At 72.0% G+C, this 15,128-nt stretch carries 13 protein-coding genes; 4 read left to right on the top strand and 9 right to left on the bottom strand.

Annotated features, from left to right (window positions below):
• Positions 1-415: 415 nt before the first annotated feature.
• Positions 416-1,825, bottom strand: a complete 1,410-nt coding sequence (gene glnA / locus Q3Y56_RS08345; protein ID WP_304461314.1) for a type I glutamate--ammonia ligase — start codon at positions 1,823-1,825, stop codon at positions 416-418.
• A 367-nt stretch (positions 1,826-2,192) separates the two neighbouring features.
• On the opposite strand from glnA, the gene Q3Y56_RS08340 reads away from it, so the two are divergent.
• Positions 2,193-2,663, top strand: a complete 471-nt coding sequence (locus tag Q3Y56_RS08340; protein ID WP_304461313.1) for an RDD family protein — start codon at positions 2,193-2,195, stop codon at positions 2,661-2,663.
• A gap of 126 nt (positions 2,664-2,789) precedes the next feature.
• Here the strand turns inward: Q3Y56_RS08340 and Q3Y56_RS08335 are convergent, their stop codons facing one another.
• From Q3Y56_RS08335 to lipB, 4 genes are all read right to left on the bottom strand, one after another.
• Positions 2,790-3,479 carry a DUF4191 domain-containing protein gene (locus tag Q3Y56_RS08335; RefSeq protein WP_304461312.1) on the bottom strand — a complete coding sequence of 230 codons (690 nt, stop codon included), beginning with the start codon at positions 3,477-3,479 and terminating at the stop codon, positions 2,790-2,792.
• 10 nt (positions 3,480-3,489) lie between these two features.
• Complete coding sequence (locus Q3Y56_RS08330; RefSeq protein ID WP_304461311.1) at positions 3,490-3,690, bottom strand: hypothetical protein; 201 nt, start codon at positions 3,688-3,690, stop codon at positions 3,490-3,492.
• Between the two features lie 191 nt (positions 3,691-3,881).
• Entirely contained in the window at positions 3,882-4,859 is a 978-nt protein-coding gene (lipA, locus tag Q3Y56_RS08325; RefSeq protein WP_304461310.1) for a lipoyl synthase, read from the bottom strand.
• Between the two features lie 150 nt (positions 4,860-5,009).
• Positions 5,010-5,825, bottom strand: coding sequence for a lipoyl(octanoyl) transferase LipB (gene lipB, locus Q3Y56_RS08320; RefSeq protein ID WP_304465517.1), 816 nt, complete (start codon positions 5,823-5,825; stop codon positions 5,010-5,012).
• Between the two features lie 266 nt (positions 5,826-6,091).
• Here lipB and Q3Y56_RS08315 point away from each other — a divergent pair, with 266 nt between their 5' ends.
• Complete coding sequence (locus Q3Y56_RS08315; RefSeq protein ID WP_304461309.1) at positions 6,092-7,561, top strand: regulator; 1,470 nt, start codon at positions 6,092-6,094, stop codon at positions 7,559-7,561.
• Between the two features lie 69 nt (positions 7,562-7,630).
• Here the strand turns inward: Q3Y56_RS08315 and Q3Y56_RS08310 are convergent, their stop codons facing one another.
• Complete coding sequence (locus tag Q3Y56_RS08310; protein ID WP_304461308.1) at positions 7,631-8,944, bottom strand: NAD(P)/FAD-dependent oxidoreductase; 1,314 nt, start codon at positions 8,942-8,944, stop codon at positions 7,631-7,633.
• A gap of 279 nt (positions 8,945-9,223) precedes the next feature.
• On the opposite strand from Q3Y56_RS08310, the gene Q3Y56_RS08305 reads away from it, so the two are divergent.
• Positions 9,224-9,718 (top strand): GNAT family N-acetyltransferase, encoded by a 495-nt coding sequence (locus Q3Y56_RS08305; RefSeq protein WP_304461307.1) that lies wholly within the window; start codon positions 9,224-9,226, stop codon positions 9,716-9,718.
• On the opposite strand, the gene Q3Y56_RS08300 is transcribed toward Q3Y56_RS08305, so the two are convergent.
• Positions 9,708-10,226 (bottom strand): DUF4240 domain-containing protein, encoded by a 519-nt coding sequence (locus Q3Y56_RS08300; RefSeq protein ID WP_304465516.1) that lies wholly within the window; start codon positions 10,224-10,226, stop codon positions 9,708-9,710. The genes Q3Y56_RS08305 and Q3Y56_RS08300 overlap by 11 nt on opposite strands.
• A gap of 158 nt (positions 10,227-10,384) precedes the next feature.
• On the opposite strand from Q3Y56_RS08300, the gene Q3Y56_RS08295 reads away from it, so the two are divergent.
• Positions 10,385-11,320, top strand: a complete 936-nt coding sequence (locus Q3Y56_RS08295; protein WP_304461306.1) for an SDR family oxidoreductase — start codon at positions 10,385-10,387, stop codon at positions 11,318-11,320.
• On the opposite strand, the gene Q3Y56_RS08290 is transcribed toward Q3Y56_RS08295, so the two are convergent.
• Both Q3Y56_RS08290 and aceE read right to left on the bottom strand, forming a co-directional pair.
• Positions 11,311-12,342 (bottom strand): YafY family protein, encoded by a 1,032-nt coding sequence (locus Q3Y56_RS08290; protein ID WP_304461305.1) that lies wholly within the window; start codon positions 12,340-12,342, stop codon positions 11,311-11,313. The genes Q3Y56_RS08295 and Q3Y56_RS08290 overlap by 10 nt on opposite strands.
• A 69-nt stretch (positions 12,343-12,411) precedes the next feature.
• Positions 12,412-15,081 carry a pyruvate dehydrogenase (acetyl-transferring), homodimeric type gene (gene aceE, locus Q3Y56_RS08285; RefSeq protein ID WP_304461304.1) on the bottom strand — a complete coding sequence of 890 codons (2,670 nt, stop codon included), beginning with the start codon at positions 15,079-15,081 and terminating at the stop codon, positions 12,412-12,414.
• Between the last annotated feature and the right edge of the window lie 47 nt (positions 15,082-15,128).

The following is a 15,128-nucleotide window of genomic DNA, read 5'->3' as shown; positions in this document are numbered from 1 at the left end:
TCGGGCGGCCATCCGCCCTGGACGCCCCCAGCGGGCACATTCAGGTACAACGCAACGCACCGAAAAACACTGCGGACCAGCGAGAACTGCCGAGCATAGTTTGCCCTCGCCCGCAGGGGCTTCGCGGCAAAGCCGCAGCTCAGACCCCACCTCGCGTCATTTGATCCTCTTGCGGTGGTCGATGAGCAAGGTACTCGTCTCGGAGTGGATCTAGCAGCGAAGGCCACTACCCCGGATGCCGGGTAGTGGCCTTCGCTGTCATTCCTGACATCAAGTCAGAGAATTGGCCGGGCGGTGCACACGGGGTGCACAAGGGGGTGGAAAGCAAGGGCGATCAGCGAGAACTGCTGAGAAGAGTTTTCGCAGGTCACAGCCTGTTTCCAGGGCTTCCGCCCAGGTCACCCGACCGCGCTCTTTAGATGTCGAAGTACAGCTCGAACTCGTGCGGGTGCGGGCGGAGCTGGATCGGGGCGATCTCGTTCGAGCGCTTGTAGTCGATCCAGGTCTCGATCAGGTCCGTGGTGAAGACGCCGCCCGCCTGCAGGTACTCGTTGTCCTCCTCCAGGGCGTCCAGGACGGCCGGGAGGGAGGTCGGGACCTGGGGGACGCCGGCGTGCTCTTCGGGGGCGAGCTCGTAGAGGTCCTTGTCGATCGGCTCGGCCGGCTCGATCTTGTTCTTGATGCCGTCCAGGCCCGCGAGGAGGAGGGCCGAGAAGGCCAGGTACGGGTTGGAGGACGGGTCCGGGGCGCGGAACTCGACGCGCTTGGCCTTCGGGTTGGAGCCGGTGATCGGGATACGCATCGCGGCCGAGCGGTTGCGCTGCGAGTACACCAGGTTGACCGGGGCCTCGAAGCCGGGGACCAGGCGGTGGTAGGAGTTCACCGTCGGGTTGGTGAAGGCCAGGAGCGAGGGGGCGTGCTTGAGGATGCCGCCGATGTAGTAGCGGGCGGTGTCCGACAGGCCCGCGTAGCCCTGCTCGTCGTAGAACAGCGGGTCGCCGTTCGACCAGAGGGACTGGTGGACGTGCATGCCCGAGCCGTTGTCACCGAAGATCGGCTTCGGCATGAAGGTCGCGGTCTTGCCGTTGCGCCAGGCGACGTTCTTCACGATGTACTTGAAGAGCATCAGGTCGTCGGCGGCGGCCAGCAGGGTGTTGAACTTGTAGTTGATCTCCGCCTGGCCCGCCGTGCCCACCTCGTGGTGCTGGCGCTCGACCTGCAGGCCGGCCTTGTTCAGCTCCAGGGAGATCTCGGCGCGCAGGTCGGCGAAGTGGTCGACCGGCGGGGCCGGGAAGTAACCGCCCTTGTAGCGGACCTTGTAGCCGCGGTTGTCCTCCCGCGCGCCGGTGTTCCAGGCGCCGGCCTCGGAGTCGATGTGGTAGAAGCCCTCGTTCGCGCTGGTCTGGAAGCGCACGCTGTCGAAGACGTAGAACTCCGCCTCCGGACCGAAGTACGCGGTGTCCGCGATGCCGGTGGACGCGAGGTACGCCTCGGCCTTCTTCGCGATGTTCCGCGGGTCACGGCTGTACTGCTCGCCCGTGATCGGGTCGTGGATGAAGAAGTTGATGTTGAGGTGCTTCTCCTGGCGGAACGGGTCCAGACGGGCCGTCGACAGGTCCGCGCGGAGCGCCATGTCGGACTCGTGGATCGCCTGGAAGCCGCGGATGGACGAGCCGTCGAACGCCAGCTCCTCGTCCGGGTCGAACGACTCCACCGGGACTGTGAAGTGCTGCATGACACCGGGAAGGTCGCAGAACCGGACGTCGATGAACTTGACGTCGTTGTCCTTGATGAACTTCCGAGCGTCGTCGGCGTTCTGGAACATCCAACTCCTCCTAGGCCCGGCCGCGGGGGGTCGGGGTTGCTTCGATGGCGCAGTCCATGTGCGGTGGCGCGCTGGGGCCGACATTAGGGAGCCGGGATTTCCCGAGCATGACCCGTTTGTTTCGCCGAGGTTAACCGGAGTGCGGGGGTGGGGACGGCTTTGTGTGAGCCTTTCGGGGTCGCGTGCCGCGCTCGCGCCCGAGGGACCGTCCTCGCTGGTCGGGCAGGGTGCGGGCGGTATCTCCTCCCAGTGTCGCACCGTCCCGGTCGTCCTGGCGCGCCACCGTCGGGCCCTCTCGGGCCGGGGCGCCGGGCGGTTCCGGCGCCCCGCCCGGCAGGGAACGTATGCGGTCGCATACCGTGGTCTGGTGGACAAGAGGCAAGCAATCGGATCGTGGCTCTCCGGGCCGCGCGCGGCCGCCGAGGAGATGGGCGTCGACTTCGGTTACCGGGGTGAGCGGCTCGGGCTGCCCCAGGACGGGCCGGGCTCGATGGCCCCGCCCGGGCGGCGCATCGCGGCCATCCTCGTCGACTGGGGGCTGTGCATGCTCGTCTCGTACGGGCTCGTCGCCCGCGGCGGCGACGCGCAGTCCGTCGGCAACTGGGCCGTCGGCGTCTTCTTCGTGCTCAGCGTCCTGACCGTCGGTACGGTCGGCTCGACGCCCGGCAAGCTGCTGCTGCGGCTGCGCGTCATCGGCGACCGGGGGGACCGGCTGTCGCTGCCCCGCGTGCTGCTCCGAGGCGTGCTCCTCCTGCTGGTCGTCCCCGCGGTCGTCTGGGACCGCGACACCCGCGGTCTGCACGACCGGCTCTCCGGGGCCATTCAGGTGCGGATCTGACCGCATCCACATGAGGGCCATGACAACCGCAGGCGCACGACAGGCATGACGACAGACATGACAGAAGCGGCCCGGAACCTGCTGGTTCCGGGCCGCTTCTGTCTGTTCTGTCTGTGTCGGTGAGCCTCAGCGGCCCCGCATGCCCTTCGGGATCCGTGCGCCCTTCGGCAGCGGGCCCTTCGGAATCGGCATGTTCTTCATCAGGTCGCCCAGCGCCCGCAGCCGGTCGTTGACGACCGTCACCTGCGCGCCCGGGAGCACCCGCGGCAGCTTCAGCAGCGTGGTGCGCAGCTTCTTGATCGGGACTTGGCCCTCGTCGGTGCCGACGATGATGTCGTGCACCGGGACGTCGGTGACGATGCGCGCCATCCGCTTCTTCTCGGCGGCCAGCAGCCCCTTGCAGCGGTTCGGGTTGCCCTCGGCGACCAGCACGATGCCCGCCTTGCCCACGGCCCGGTGCACCACGTCCTGGTTGCGGTTCATCGCGACGGCCGGGGAGACCGACCAGCCGCGGCCCACGTTCTCCAGCACCGCCGCAGCGGCGCCGGGCTGGCCCTCCAGCTGTCCGAAGGCCGCCCGCTCAGCCCGTCGTCCAAAGACGATCGCCATCGCCAGGAAGGCCAGGACGAAGCCGAGAATGCCCAGGTAGATCGGGTGATCGATCCACAGGCCGAACGCGAGGAAGGCGCCGAAGACGACGATGCCGACGGCCGCGACCACCAGGCCGACCTTCTTGTCGACCTTCTTGGTCATCTTGTAGGTCAGGGCGATCTGCTTCAGTCGCCCCGGGTTCTCGGAAGATTCCTGCCTCGCCATGTAGCGAAGTTTACGTGGCCTGCGGAGTCCTGTCGGACGCGGTCTCCAGGACGTACTGCGCCTCGCGGCGGTCCTTCGCGCGGCGCCGGTCCTCCAGCACCGCGGTCCACGCGTTCCGGCGGGCGGTGCGCTGCCCGCGGCCGAACAGCAGGCCCTCGATCATCAGCAGCGCTTCGGTGACGGACGGCGGGCGTACAGGCGCGGCCTGCATGGCGGTATCCCCCTCGGGAGCGGCTGGCGGGAGCACGCTCGGCGCGTGCTCAGGGCGTGCCTCAATCGTTACCCAAAGGTGTTACCAGTGCGTGACCGGCTGGTCAAACGCCGATGAAACGCCGGCGCGGCCCGTACGCCCGCCCCCACCTGGGGAGCCGTACGGGCCGCGCGGCCTGCCTGTGCGGGTGTTCACACCGCCTGACGGGTGATCTCCGTCTCGTCCGGCCCCGCGGAGCCGTCGGCCCGGCGCTGCTCGATCGCCTGCTGGTACAGGCGACCGGCGCGGTACGAGGAGCGGACCAGCGGGCCCGACATGACGCCCGCGTACCCGATTTCCTCGGCCTCCTCCTTCAGCTCCACGAACTCCTGGGGCTTGACCCAGCGCTCGATGGGGTGGTGGCGGACGGACGGGCGCAGGTACTGCGTGATCGTGATGAGCTCGCAGCCCGCGTCGTACAGGTCCTGGAGCGCCTGGCTGATCTCCTCGCGCTCCTCGCCCATGCCGAGGATCAGGTTGGACTTGGTGACCAGCCCCGCCTCGCGGGCCCGCGTGATGACCTCCAGCGAGCGCTCGTAGCGGAAGCCGGGGCGGATGCGCTTGAAGATCCGCGGCACCGTCTCGACGTTGTGCGCGAGCACCTCGGGGCGGGAGGAGAAGACCTCGGCGAGCTGCTCGGGCACCGCGTTGAAGTCGGGGATCAGCAGCTCGACGCCGGTGTCCGGCATCGCCGCGTGGATCTGCCGGACCGTCTCCGCGTACAGCCAGGCGCCGCCGTCCTCCAGGTCGTCACGGGCGACACCGGTGATCGTGGCGTACTTCAGCTCCATCTGCTGCACGGACTCGGCCACCCGGCGCGGCTCGTCGCGGTCCAGCGCCTGCGGCTTGCCGGTGTCGATCTGGCAGAAGTCGCAGCGCCGGGTGCACTGGTCGCCGCCGATGAGGAACGTCGCCTCGCGGTCCTCCCAGCACTCGTAGATGTTCGGACAGCCCGCCTCCTGGCACACCGTGTGCAGGCCCTCGCGCTTCACCAGGCCGTGCAGCTCGGTGTACTCGGGGCCCATCTTCGCCCGGGTCTTGATCCACTCGGGCTTGCGCTCGATGGGGGTCTGGCTGTTCCGGACCTCCAGGCGCAGCATCTTGCGTCCGTCGGGTGCGACAGCGGCCACGTCCGGCTCCCTATGACTTCGATTCCTCGGCGCACACCAGGGTACGCCCGTGATTCATACGCTTTTACGCCCAGGGCAACCGGTGCCTACGCGGGCGCATTCCCGCCGCCCCGGTACGGCCCGCCGCAGCGCGCCGGTCGGGAGCGCACCTCACACCGCCCGCGGCAGCGGGACCGCCGACTCCAGGACCTCCCGCAGATGCTTCTCGATCACCGGGAGGACCTCGGCCACCGGGATCCGGCGGCCCAGCTCGTTGGAGAGCGACGTCACGCCCGCGTCGCGGATCCCGCACGGCACGATCTTGTCGAACACGGTGTTGTCCGGCTCGCAGTTGATCGAGAAGCCGTGCATGGACACGCCCTTGGCGATCCGCACCCCGATCGCCGCCAGCTTGCGGTCCTCGCGGCGCTGCCCGGCGTTGGACGGGGCGTACTCCGGGCCGTGCAGCCGCGCGTCGAACTCCTCGTCCGTCAGCCGGGGGTCGAAGTCCAGGTTCAGGCCCCCGAGCGCCGGACGCTGCTCGACCGGATCGCCGAGCACCCACACCCCGCTGCGGCCCTCCACCCGGGTGGTCTCCAGGCCGAACTCCGCGAAGGTGCGGATCATGGCCTCTTCGAGGCGGCGTACGTGCGCGATGACGTCCACCGGGCGCGGCAGCTTGAGGATCGGATAGCCGACGAGCTGGCCCGGGCCGTGCCAGGTGATCTTCCCGCCGCGGTCCACGTCCACCACCGGGGTGCCGTCAAGGGGGCGCTCGCTGTCCTCCGTGCGCCGTCCGGCCGTATACACCGGGGTGTGCTCCAGCAGCAGGCACGTGTCCGGGACCTCGTCCGCGAAGCGGGCCGCGTGCACCCGGCGCTGCTCCTGCCACGCCTCCTGGTAGTCGACGGCGTCCGCCCCGAAACCCAGGTGGACAAAGCGCAGCTCACTCACGGCAGCTCCTCTTCGAACCTCGTTCGCCGCCATGGCGGCGGCCATGGCGACCTTTCGCGCCACCAGCCACTGTACGACCGCCGTACGACACCGCCGCGGGCGGCCGGAGGGCCGGGGCGGTGCGGCGGGGCCCCGGCACCGGGAACCACGAGGTCGGGGCGGGGCCCCGGCGGCCCGTCCGCCGCCCTTGGCCTGTGCTCACACGATCGGATGAATGCGGGTCAGAGGAGGCCAGGAGGCGCGCCGGGACCGCTAAATTCGCGCCGTTCCACAGAGCGATCAGGGAGACCGGCAGGCTGATGACGGAACGATCCCCGCAGCGCAACCCCAACCGTCAGCTCGCGGCGCTCATCGCCGAGGCAGGTTTCTCCAATGCCGGGCTCGCCCGGCGGGTCGACCAGCTCGGCCTTGAGCACGGCCTCGATCTGCGTTACGACAAGACGTCCGTGACCCGGTGGCTGCGCGGGCAGCAGCCGCGGGGGACGACCCCGGCCCTCATCGCCGAGGTCTTCACCCGCAGACTGGGCCGGCGGCTGTCCGCGCAGGACCTCGGGCTGGACGCGTGCGCCCCGGTGTACGCCGGGCTGGAGTTCGCCGCGACGCCCGAGGAGGCGGTGGACATCGTCAGCGGCCTGTGGCGGAAGGACTCCGGCAACCACGTCGAACTGCGCAAGATCGCCTTCACCCCGGCGGGCCTGGTGGTGCCCAGCCGCGACTGGCTGATCGGGCGCCCCGACGACCGGGTGGCCCGCGGCGAGCCGGCGCCGCCCGCGCCGGGCCGGGTCCCCGCGCAGGGTCGGGTGCCCGCGCAGGGACGGCCGGGCGTGCCGCGGCAGCGCCAGATCACCGCCGACCGCGGTCCCGGCCACAAGGTGTCGATGGGCGACATCGCGGCCCTGCGGTCGGTGGGCGAACTGTTCCGGACCCTGGACCACGCGTACGGCGGCGGGCACGCCCGCCAAGCCCTGGTGCGCTACCTGGAGCACGAGGGCGAGCCCATGCTGCGCGGCACGTACGGGGAGGCGACCGGGCGGCGGCTGTTCGCGGCCGTCGCCGACCTGACCCGGCTGGCCGGCTGGACGTCGTACGACATCGCGGCGCACGGACTGGCCCAGCGGTACTTCGTCCAGGCACTGCGGCTGGCGCAGGCGGCGGGGGACCGGGCGTACGGGAGCTATGTGCTGGTGACGATGAGCCGGCAGGCGGTCTATCTGGGGCACGGGCGCGAAGCCGTGCAGCTCGCCCGGGTCGCCCAGCAGGGCGTGGGCAGCGGGGCGCCCCCGGTGGTGCAGTCGCTGCTGCACGCGGTCGAGGCGCGCGGGCACGCGGTCCTGGGGGATGTGCGGGCCTGCTCGGCGTCGCTGGCGCGGGCGGAGCGGGCGCTGGAGACGGCGCGGCCGGGGGACGAGGTGCCGCACTGGGCGCGGTTCTTCGACGAGGCGCAGCTGGCGGACGAGTTCGGGCACAGCTACCGGGACCTCCAGCAGTACCGGAGCGCGGCGCAGCACGCGGAGCGGTCGCTCCAGCTGCGGGGCGCGGGGTACGCGCGCAGTCGGCTGTTCTGCCGGGTGGTGCTGGCCACGGCGCGGCTGGGGCTCGGTGAGCTGGAGCAGGCGTGCGCGCTGGGGGCGGAGGCGGCGCAGCAGGCGTCGGAGATGCGGTCGGCGCGGGCGGTGGAGTACGTGCGCGACTTCGAGCGGCGGCTGGAGCCGTATCGGGACGCGGCGCCGGTGCGGGGGTATCGGGAGCGGGTGGCGGCGCTGGGGTGAGTCGTCGGCTGGGTGCCGGGTGCGTGGGTGGGCCGGGGCCGCCGTCGTCGGCTGTCTCGCCGTGCGTGGTTACGCTGCCGACGGCAGCGGCGTGTCCGTTGCCGGGGTGAGGCCGAAGTCGTGGAGGACCGCGCGGGCCGCGCGGCGGCCCGAGAAGAGGGCGCCCTGCACCGAGCTGGTGTCCCGGTGGTCGCCGCACACGTACAGCCCGCACAGCAGCCGTACCGGGCGGCTCAGGTCGTGCGGGGCGGGCATGGCGGGGATCGCGTACGGGTCGTGGTGGGCGCCGAGCAGTTCCCAGTCGGTGGTGGGCGTGCCGTAGACGGCGGAGAGCTGGCGGCGGGCCGCGCGGTCGAGGTCCGTCAGGGGGAGTCCGGCGGCGGTGCCGAGCACCGTGGAGGTGATCAGGGGGCGCCCCGGCGGGGTGCGGGACGGGTCGACCTCGCTGACCACGGCGGTGTGCGCCAGCGGGCCGCGGCGGTCGGCGGTGAGGATCAGCGAGGGTTCGTGCAGCGGGGAGTGCGGGGCCGTGTGGTGCAGCACGGTGACCGGGTGGAAGCCGGGCAGCCGCAGACCCGGAAGGAGTTCGGCCGCGGCGTGGGCGCCGGTGGCCACGATGACGGAGCGGCAGCCGAAGTCCCCGTGCTCGGCAGTGGTCACCGCGGTGGTGGACGCCGAGGTGACGCGCACTCCGGTACGGACGGTCCCCGGGGGCAGCGCGGCCGCCAGGAGCTCCGGTAAGGCCGCCGTACCGCCGGCCGGGAGGCAGAGGCGGCCGCGGGCGTAGCCGCGCAGGACGAGATCGGCGCAGCGGCTGGAGGTGGTCAGGTCCGGATCGCCCAGGAGCGAGACCAGCAACGGGCGCAGAAAGGTTTCGGCAGTACGGGTGGGCAGACCGCGCCCGGTGAGGGTCTCGCCGACGGGGCGGTCGGGGCGGGCGAGCAGCCGGGCCGGCGGCAGCGCGGCGAGCCTGCCGAGCGCCGTGCTGAGCCGCGCCTGGTCGAGCGCGCCGCCGAGCGGGGCCCGGGCGGCGGTCGCCAGGGCGCGCGCCGTGGTGAACGCGCCCCTTCCGCTCCGGGGCGGGGCGACGCGCTGCGTACGGCCGTCGCCGTGCACCAGCACGCCGGGCGAGAACGGCCGCAGCGTGAGCCCGTTCAGCCCGGGCAGGCGTCGCAGTTCGGGGAAGGAGGTGATGAGCAGCCGCCCGGTGCGGTCCAACCGGAAGCCGTCCACGCTGTCGGTGGCCATCCGGCCGCCCACCCGTGGCGCGGCCTCCAGGACCGTGACCGACACCCCCGCGGATATCAGCTGGTGAGCGGCGGACAGGCCGGCCGGCCCCGCCCCCACGATCACGACGTCTGTGCGTTCCGCGCGCTGGAGCACGTGCCCTCCCCGAGGTCGGTGCGTCGCTCGGGAGCCTCATGCCCCGGGCGGGCGGCCGGGATACGTCTGACGACGACGGTAGGAGGGAAAACGCTTGCCGACAGTCGCGCACCGACCGGGCACAGGCGCACGCCGGTCGCACAATCCGCACCGGTGTGGCCGGAGTCGCCCAGCGGGGCGGGGTGGGGGGCGCGCGAGCACCCCGCGCGCCCCTCGGCCTTGGGGACGGCCGCCCTCCGGAATGTCGGACTCCCGGGTCCGCCTGGCACAGTGTCAGGCATGTCCCAGCTGCTGATCCGTACCGCCACGCTCGACGACGACGCGGCGCTCGCCGCGGTGGACGCGAGGACCTGGTCGACGCTGCACGCCGTACAGCCGCGCCCCGAGCCCCCGTACGGCGGGTTCTTCACCGAGCGCAACCGGCCCGAGCACATACTCGTCGCCGAGGTCGACGGGGCGCCGGCCGGGTTCCTGCGCCTGGTGCCGCCGACGCCGCTGGCCTGCAACGCCCACGTCCGCCAGATCCAGGGGCTGGCGGTGGAGGCGTGGGCGCGCGGCAAGGGAGTGGCGCGGGCGCTGCTGTCCGCGGCGTACGAGGCGGCGCGGAGCGAGGGCGCGGTCCGCATGACACTGCGGGTCCTGGGGCACAACGGCCCGGCCCGGCGGCTCTACGAGTCGGAGGGGTTCGTGGTGGAGGGCGTGCTGCGCGGCGAGTTCCTGCTCGACGGCGCGTACGTGGACGACGTGTGCATGGCGCGCCCGCTCACGACCTGAACTGCTCCCAGAGCCTGGGGAAGCGGTCCGCCAGGACGTCCTCGTTCTCGAAGTCCAGCGGCGTGCCCGCCGGCTCGTCCGCTCGGGGCGGCAGCCCCAGGTCGGGCAGCGGGAGGCCGGTCAGCCGCTCGTACGCCTCGTCGGCCGCGAAGCCGAGGTCCTCGCAGTCCCCGTCGCGCTCCTCGTCGAAGTCCTCCAGCAGATCCGCCAGGTCGTCCGGCTCGTGCAGGGCGCCCTCGAAGACCTCCCGCCCCTGTCCGATCAGCCAGTACCGGAAGTTGTCGAACGCGTCGTCGCTCGCCCCGTACAGCAGCACCGAGGCGGCGCCCCACAGATCCCAGCGGTAGGCGCGGTTGAACCGCGCCTCGAAGTGCCGGGCGAAGTCCAGCACGGCGTCCGGGTCCATCCGCACCAGTCGCTCGACCAGCAGGTCGGACTGGTCCTCGGGGTCTCCCGCGGCGGCCTCGCGGGTGCTGTCCACCAGCTCCCAGAACTCCGTTTCGTCCATCACGGGACCAGGATCGGGCCTGCGCACCGCCCCCGCACGCGGAGCGGGCCGGATGCGGCGGTTTCGCTGTCGCTGCGAAAAGCGGACAGGAGGTGTCTGCTTTCACTGGGAGCGTCGATGACGTCAACCGCACGGCGGACCGAAGGGAAGAGCGGGCGATGAGCACACAGGGCGTACTGGCGGACAAGATCGCGCTGGTCGCGGGGGCGACGCGGGGCGCGAGCCGGGCGATGGCCGTGGCCCTCGGAGCCGAGGGCGCCACCGTCTACGTCACCGGGCGCACCACCCGCGACCGGGTCAGCGAGGTCGGACGGCCGACCGAGACCATCGAGGAGACGGCGGAACTGGTGACCGCGGCGGGCGGCGCGGGGATCGCCGTGCCCACCGACCACCTGGAGCGCGAGCAGGTCCGGGCGCTGGTCGAGCGCATCGACCGCGAGCAGGGCCGGCTGGACGTGCTGGTCAACGGGATGTGGGGCGGCGACTATCTGTGGATCGAAGCCGGCGGCTTCCACACGAAGAAGATGTGGGAGATCGACCTGGACGCGGGGCTGCGGATGCTGCGGCTGGGTGTCGAGAGCCACATCATCACCAGCCACCACGCGCTGCCGCTGCTGACCCGGCGGCCGGGCGGGCTGGTGGTGGAGGTCACCGACGGCACGGCCGAGTACAACGCGAAGTACCGCGGGCAGTTCCACTTCGACCTGGCCAAGTACGCGCCGATCCGGATGGCCTTCGACCTCGGAGAGGAGCTCAGGGAACTGGGCTGCACGGCGGTCTGCATCACGCCGGGGTACCTGCGGTCGGAGGCGATGCTCGACACGCACATGAAGGTGACGGAGGAGAACTGGCGCGATGCGGTCGAGCAGGACCCGCACTTCTGCATCTCCGAGTCGCCCGTGTACGTCGGCCGGGCCGTGGCGGCCCTGGCCGCCGACCCGGACGTGGCGCGCTGGAACGGGCAGTCGCTGTCCAGCGGGCAGCTGGCCCGGGTCTACGGCTTCACGGACGTGGACGGGACCCGGCCTGACGCGTGGGGCTACATCATGGCCGAGGAGGCGGGGAAGGAGCCGAAGGAGGCGGACTACCGGTAGCCGGGCGACACCGGTGCGCGCCGGCCGTACAGCGCCGCGCTTCTCGCCGCGGCCCGTGCGAAGCGCTCGCGCAGCTCCGGCGGGGCCAGGACCTCCGCCTCCGGGCCGAGCGCCAGCAGTTGCGCGTAGGCGACCTCCAGCGTCTCGACGGGCAGGGTGACGGTCACCCGCCCCTGCTCGTCGGGGTCCCCGGCCGCCGCCAGCGCGTCCTGACCGGCCGTCCGGTCCGTCGTGTACGGCAGGCGGCGCGCTCCCTCGGGGGTCAGCCGCAGCACCACCTCGGTGCGCAGCAGCGAGCGGGCGAACGCCGCCGCCCGCTCCTCCCAGAACTCCGGCAGCGCGAACGCGGGGTCCCGTATGAACCGCTCCTCCAGCACGGAGACGGCCGCGAAGCGGTCCACCCGGTAGACCCGCAGGTCACCCGGCTCGGTGGGGCCGCCCACCCGAGCCGCCAGGTACCACACGCCCGCCTTGAGCACGAGCCCGTACGGCGCCAGCTCCCGCGCCACCTCGTCGTCCGGCGAACGGAACCGGGCGTCCTTGCGGAGATAGCGGGCGCGGATCAGGCGGTCGTCCCAGACCGCCTCGGCGACGACGGGCAGCAGCTCGGGCGTCTGAGGTTCCTGGTACCAGCCCGGCGCGTCGAGGTGGAAGCGCTGCGCCGCGCCGTCCGCCGCGTCGCGCAGCTCCGGCAGCAGTGCCGCCGAGACCTTCAGCCGCGCCGCCGAGGCCGCGTCCGCCAATCCCATCTCCCGCAGCGCCGACGGCACCCCGGACAGGAACAGCGCCTCGGCCTCCGTACGCCCAAGGCCGGTCAGCCGGGTGCGGTAGCCGCCGATCAGGCGGTACCCCCCGGCCCGGCCGCGGTCCGCGTACACCGGGACCCCCGCCTCGGACAGCGCGAGGACGTCCCGCGCGACCGTGCGCTCGGAGACCTCCAGCTCCCGCGCCAGCTCGGCAGCCGTCATCGACGGCCGGTTCTGGAGGAGGAGCACCAATCTGATCAGCCGGGCAGCGCGCATGACGTCATCGTGCACGCTGCCACTGACATCACGGGGCGGGGGCCCCGCGGCGAGACCCCCGCGGTCGACTCAGAGGCCGTAGCGCTCCCGGGCCTTCGCCACCATGGCGGGCTCGACCTCGCCCCGCTTGGCCAGCGCCGCCAGCGCGGCGACCGTGATCGACTCCGCGTCCACCCCGAAGTGGCGGCGCGCGGCGTCCCGGGTGTCGGAGAGCCCGAACCCGTCCGTGCCCAGCGAGGTCCAGTCCTGCTCCACCCACGGCGCGATCTGGTCGGGGACCGCCCGCATCCAGTCGCTGACGGCGAGGACCGGGCCCGGTGCGCCTGCCAGGGCTCGGGTGACGTACGGGATCCGGTCCTCGCCCTGGAGCCGCGCCGCGTCACAGGTCAGGGCGTCGCGGCGGAGCTCGCTCCAGGAGGTGGCCGACCAGATGTCGGCCGTCACGCCCCAGTCCTCGGCAAGCAGGCGCCGGGCGTCCAGCGCCCAGTGGATCGCCGTGCCGCTGGCCAGGATCTGGAGCTGGGAGTCGTCGGTCGCGGTGAACCGGTACAGGCCGCGCACGATGCCCTCCTCGACGCCCTCGGGCATCGCGGGCTGGTGCTTGGGCTCGTTGTAGACCGTCAGGTAGTAGAAGACGTCCGAGTCCTCGCCGGGCGCGGTCTCGCCGTACATGCGGCGCAGGCCGTCCTTGACGATCACCGCGATCTCGTAGGCGAAGGCCGGGTCGTAGTTCAGCGACGCCGGGTTCGTCGACGCGATGAGGTGCGAGTGGCCGTCGGCGTGCTGGAGGCCCTCGCCGGTCAGGGTGGTGCGGCCCGCCGTGGCGCCGACGATGAAGCCCTTGCCGAGCTGGTCGGCGAGCTGCCACATCTGGTCGCCGGTGCGCTGCCAGCCGAACATCGAGTAGAAGATGTAGAAGGGGATCATCGTCTCGCCGTGCGTCGCGTACGACGTGGCGGCGGCGATGAAGTCGGCCATGGCGCCGGCCTCGGTGATCCCCTCGTTGAGGATCTGGCCGTCCGCGGCCTCCTTGTAGTACATCAGCTGGTCGCGGTCGACCGGCTCGTACGTCTGGCCGAGCGGCGAGTAGATGCCGGCGGACGGGAAGAGCGACTCCATGCCGAACGTACGGGCCTCGTCCGGGACGATCGGCACCCAGCGCCTGCCCGACTGCTTGTCCCGCATCAGGTCCTTGACGAGGCGGACGAAGGCCATCGTGGTGGCCATCTCCTGCTTGCCGGAGCCCTTGAGCAGCGGCGCGAAGGCGCGGTCCTCGGGCTGCGGCAGCGGCGCGACGGGGTGCACCCGGCGGGCGGGCGCGGGGCCGCCGAGGGCAGCGCGGCGCTCCTGGAGGTAGCGGACCTCGGGGGAGTCGGGGCCGGGGTGGCCGTAGGGCACCAGGTCCTCGTCGAGCCTGGCGTCCGGGATCGGCAGGTCGAGCAGGTCGCGCATGGCGCGGAACTCCTTGCCCGACAGCTTCTTCATCTGGTGGTTGGCGTTCTTGGACTCGAAGCCGGGGCCGAGCGTGTAGCCCTTCACCGTCTGCGCCAGGATCACGGTCGGCGCGCCCTTGAACTCCACAGCCGCCTTGTACGCCGCGTAGACCTTGCGGGCCTCGTGGCCGCCGCGCGAGGTGTGGAAGCACTCGGCGATCTTGGCGTCCGACAGCACCCCGGCGAGCTGGACCAGCGCCGGGTTCGCGCCGAAGAAGTGCTCGCGGATGTACGCGACGTCGCGGGTGGCGTACGTCTGGAACTGGGCGTCCGGCACCTCGCGGAGGCGGCGGACCAGCGCGCCGGTGGTGTCCAGCCGGAACAGCTCGTCCCAGGCGGAGCCCCACAGCGACTTGACCACGTTCCAGCCGGCGCCGCGGAACTGGGCCTCCAGCTCCTGCACGATCTTGAAGTTGGCGCGGACCGGGCCGTCCAGGCGCTGGAGGTTGCAGTTGATGACGAAGGTGAGGTTGTCGAGCCGCTCCCGCGCCGCGAGGGCGAGGGCGGCGGTCGACTCCGGCTCGTCCATCTCGCCGTCGCCCAGGAACGCCCAGACGTGGGAGGCCGAGGTGTCCTTGATGCCGCGGTTGGTCAGATAGCGGTTGAAGCGCGCCTGGTAGATGGCGGAGAGCGGGCCGAGTCCCATGGAGACCGTCGGGAACTCCCACAGCCACGGCAGCCGGCGCGGGTGCGGGTAGGACGGCAGGCCCGCTCCGCCCGCCTCCTGGCGGAAGTTGTCCAGGTGTTCCTCGGTCAGCCGCCCGTCGAGGAACGCGCGGGCGTAGATGCCGGGGGAGGCGTGGCCCTGGATGTAGAGCTGGTCGCCGGACCCGTCGGCCTCCTTGCCGCGGAAGAAGTGGTTGAAGCCCGTCTCGTACAGCCAGGCGGCGGAGGCGAAGGTGGCGATGTGGCCGCCGACGCCGAAGCGGGAGCCGCGGGTGACCATCGCGGCGGCGTTCCAGCGGTTCCAGGCGGTGATCCGCCGTTCCATGTCCTCGTCGCCGGCGAACGCGGGCTCGGCGGCGGTCGGGATGGTGTTGACGTAGTCGGTCTCCACCAGCCCCGGCAGGGCCAGACCCGCGCTCCGGCCGTGCTCCAGCGTGCGGCGCATCAGGTACGCGGCCCGGTGCGGGCCCGCGGCCTTGGCGACGGCGTCCAGGGAGGCCGCCCACTCGGCGGTCTCCTCGGGGTCCCGGTCCGGGAGCTGGTCGAGCTCGCTCGGCTGAGGGGGTACGAGGTCGGTCATGAAGCGCCGCCTTCCGGACTCGAAGGGGGTGGTGGCAGAAAGCCCTG

It is taken from the genome of Streptomyces sp. XD-27, from assembly GCF_030553055.1.
Taxonomy (GTDB): domain Bacteria; phylum Actinomycetota; class Actinomycetes; order Streptomycetales; family Streptomycetaceae; genus Streptomyces.
The sequence above is the reverse complement of the archived record's forward strand: the minus strand, read 5'-3'. Positions and strand labels throughout refer to the sequence as shown.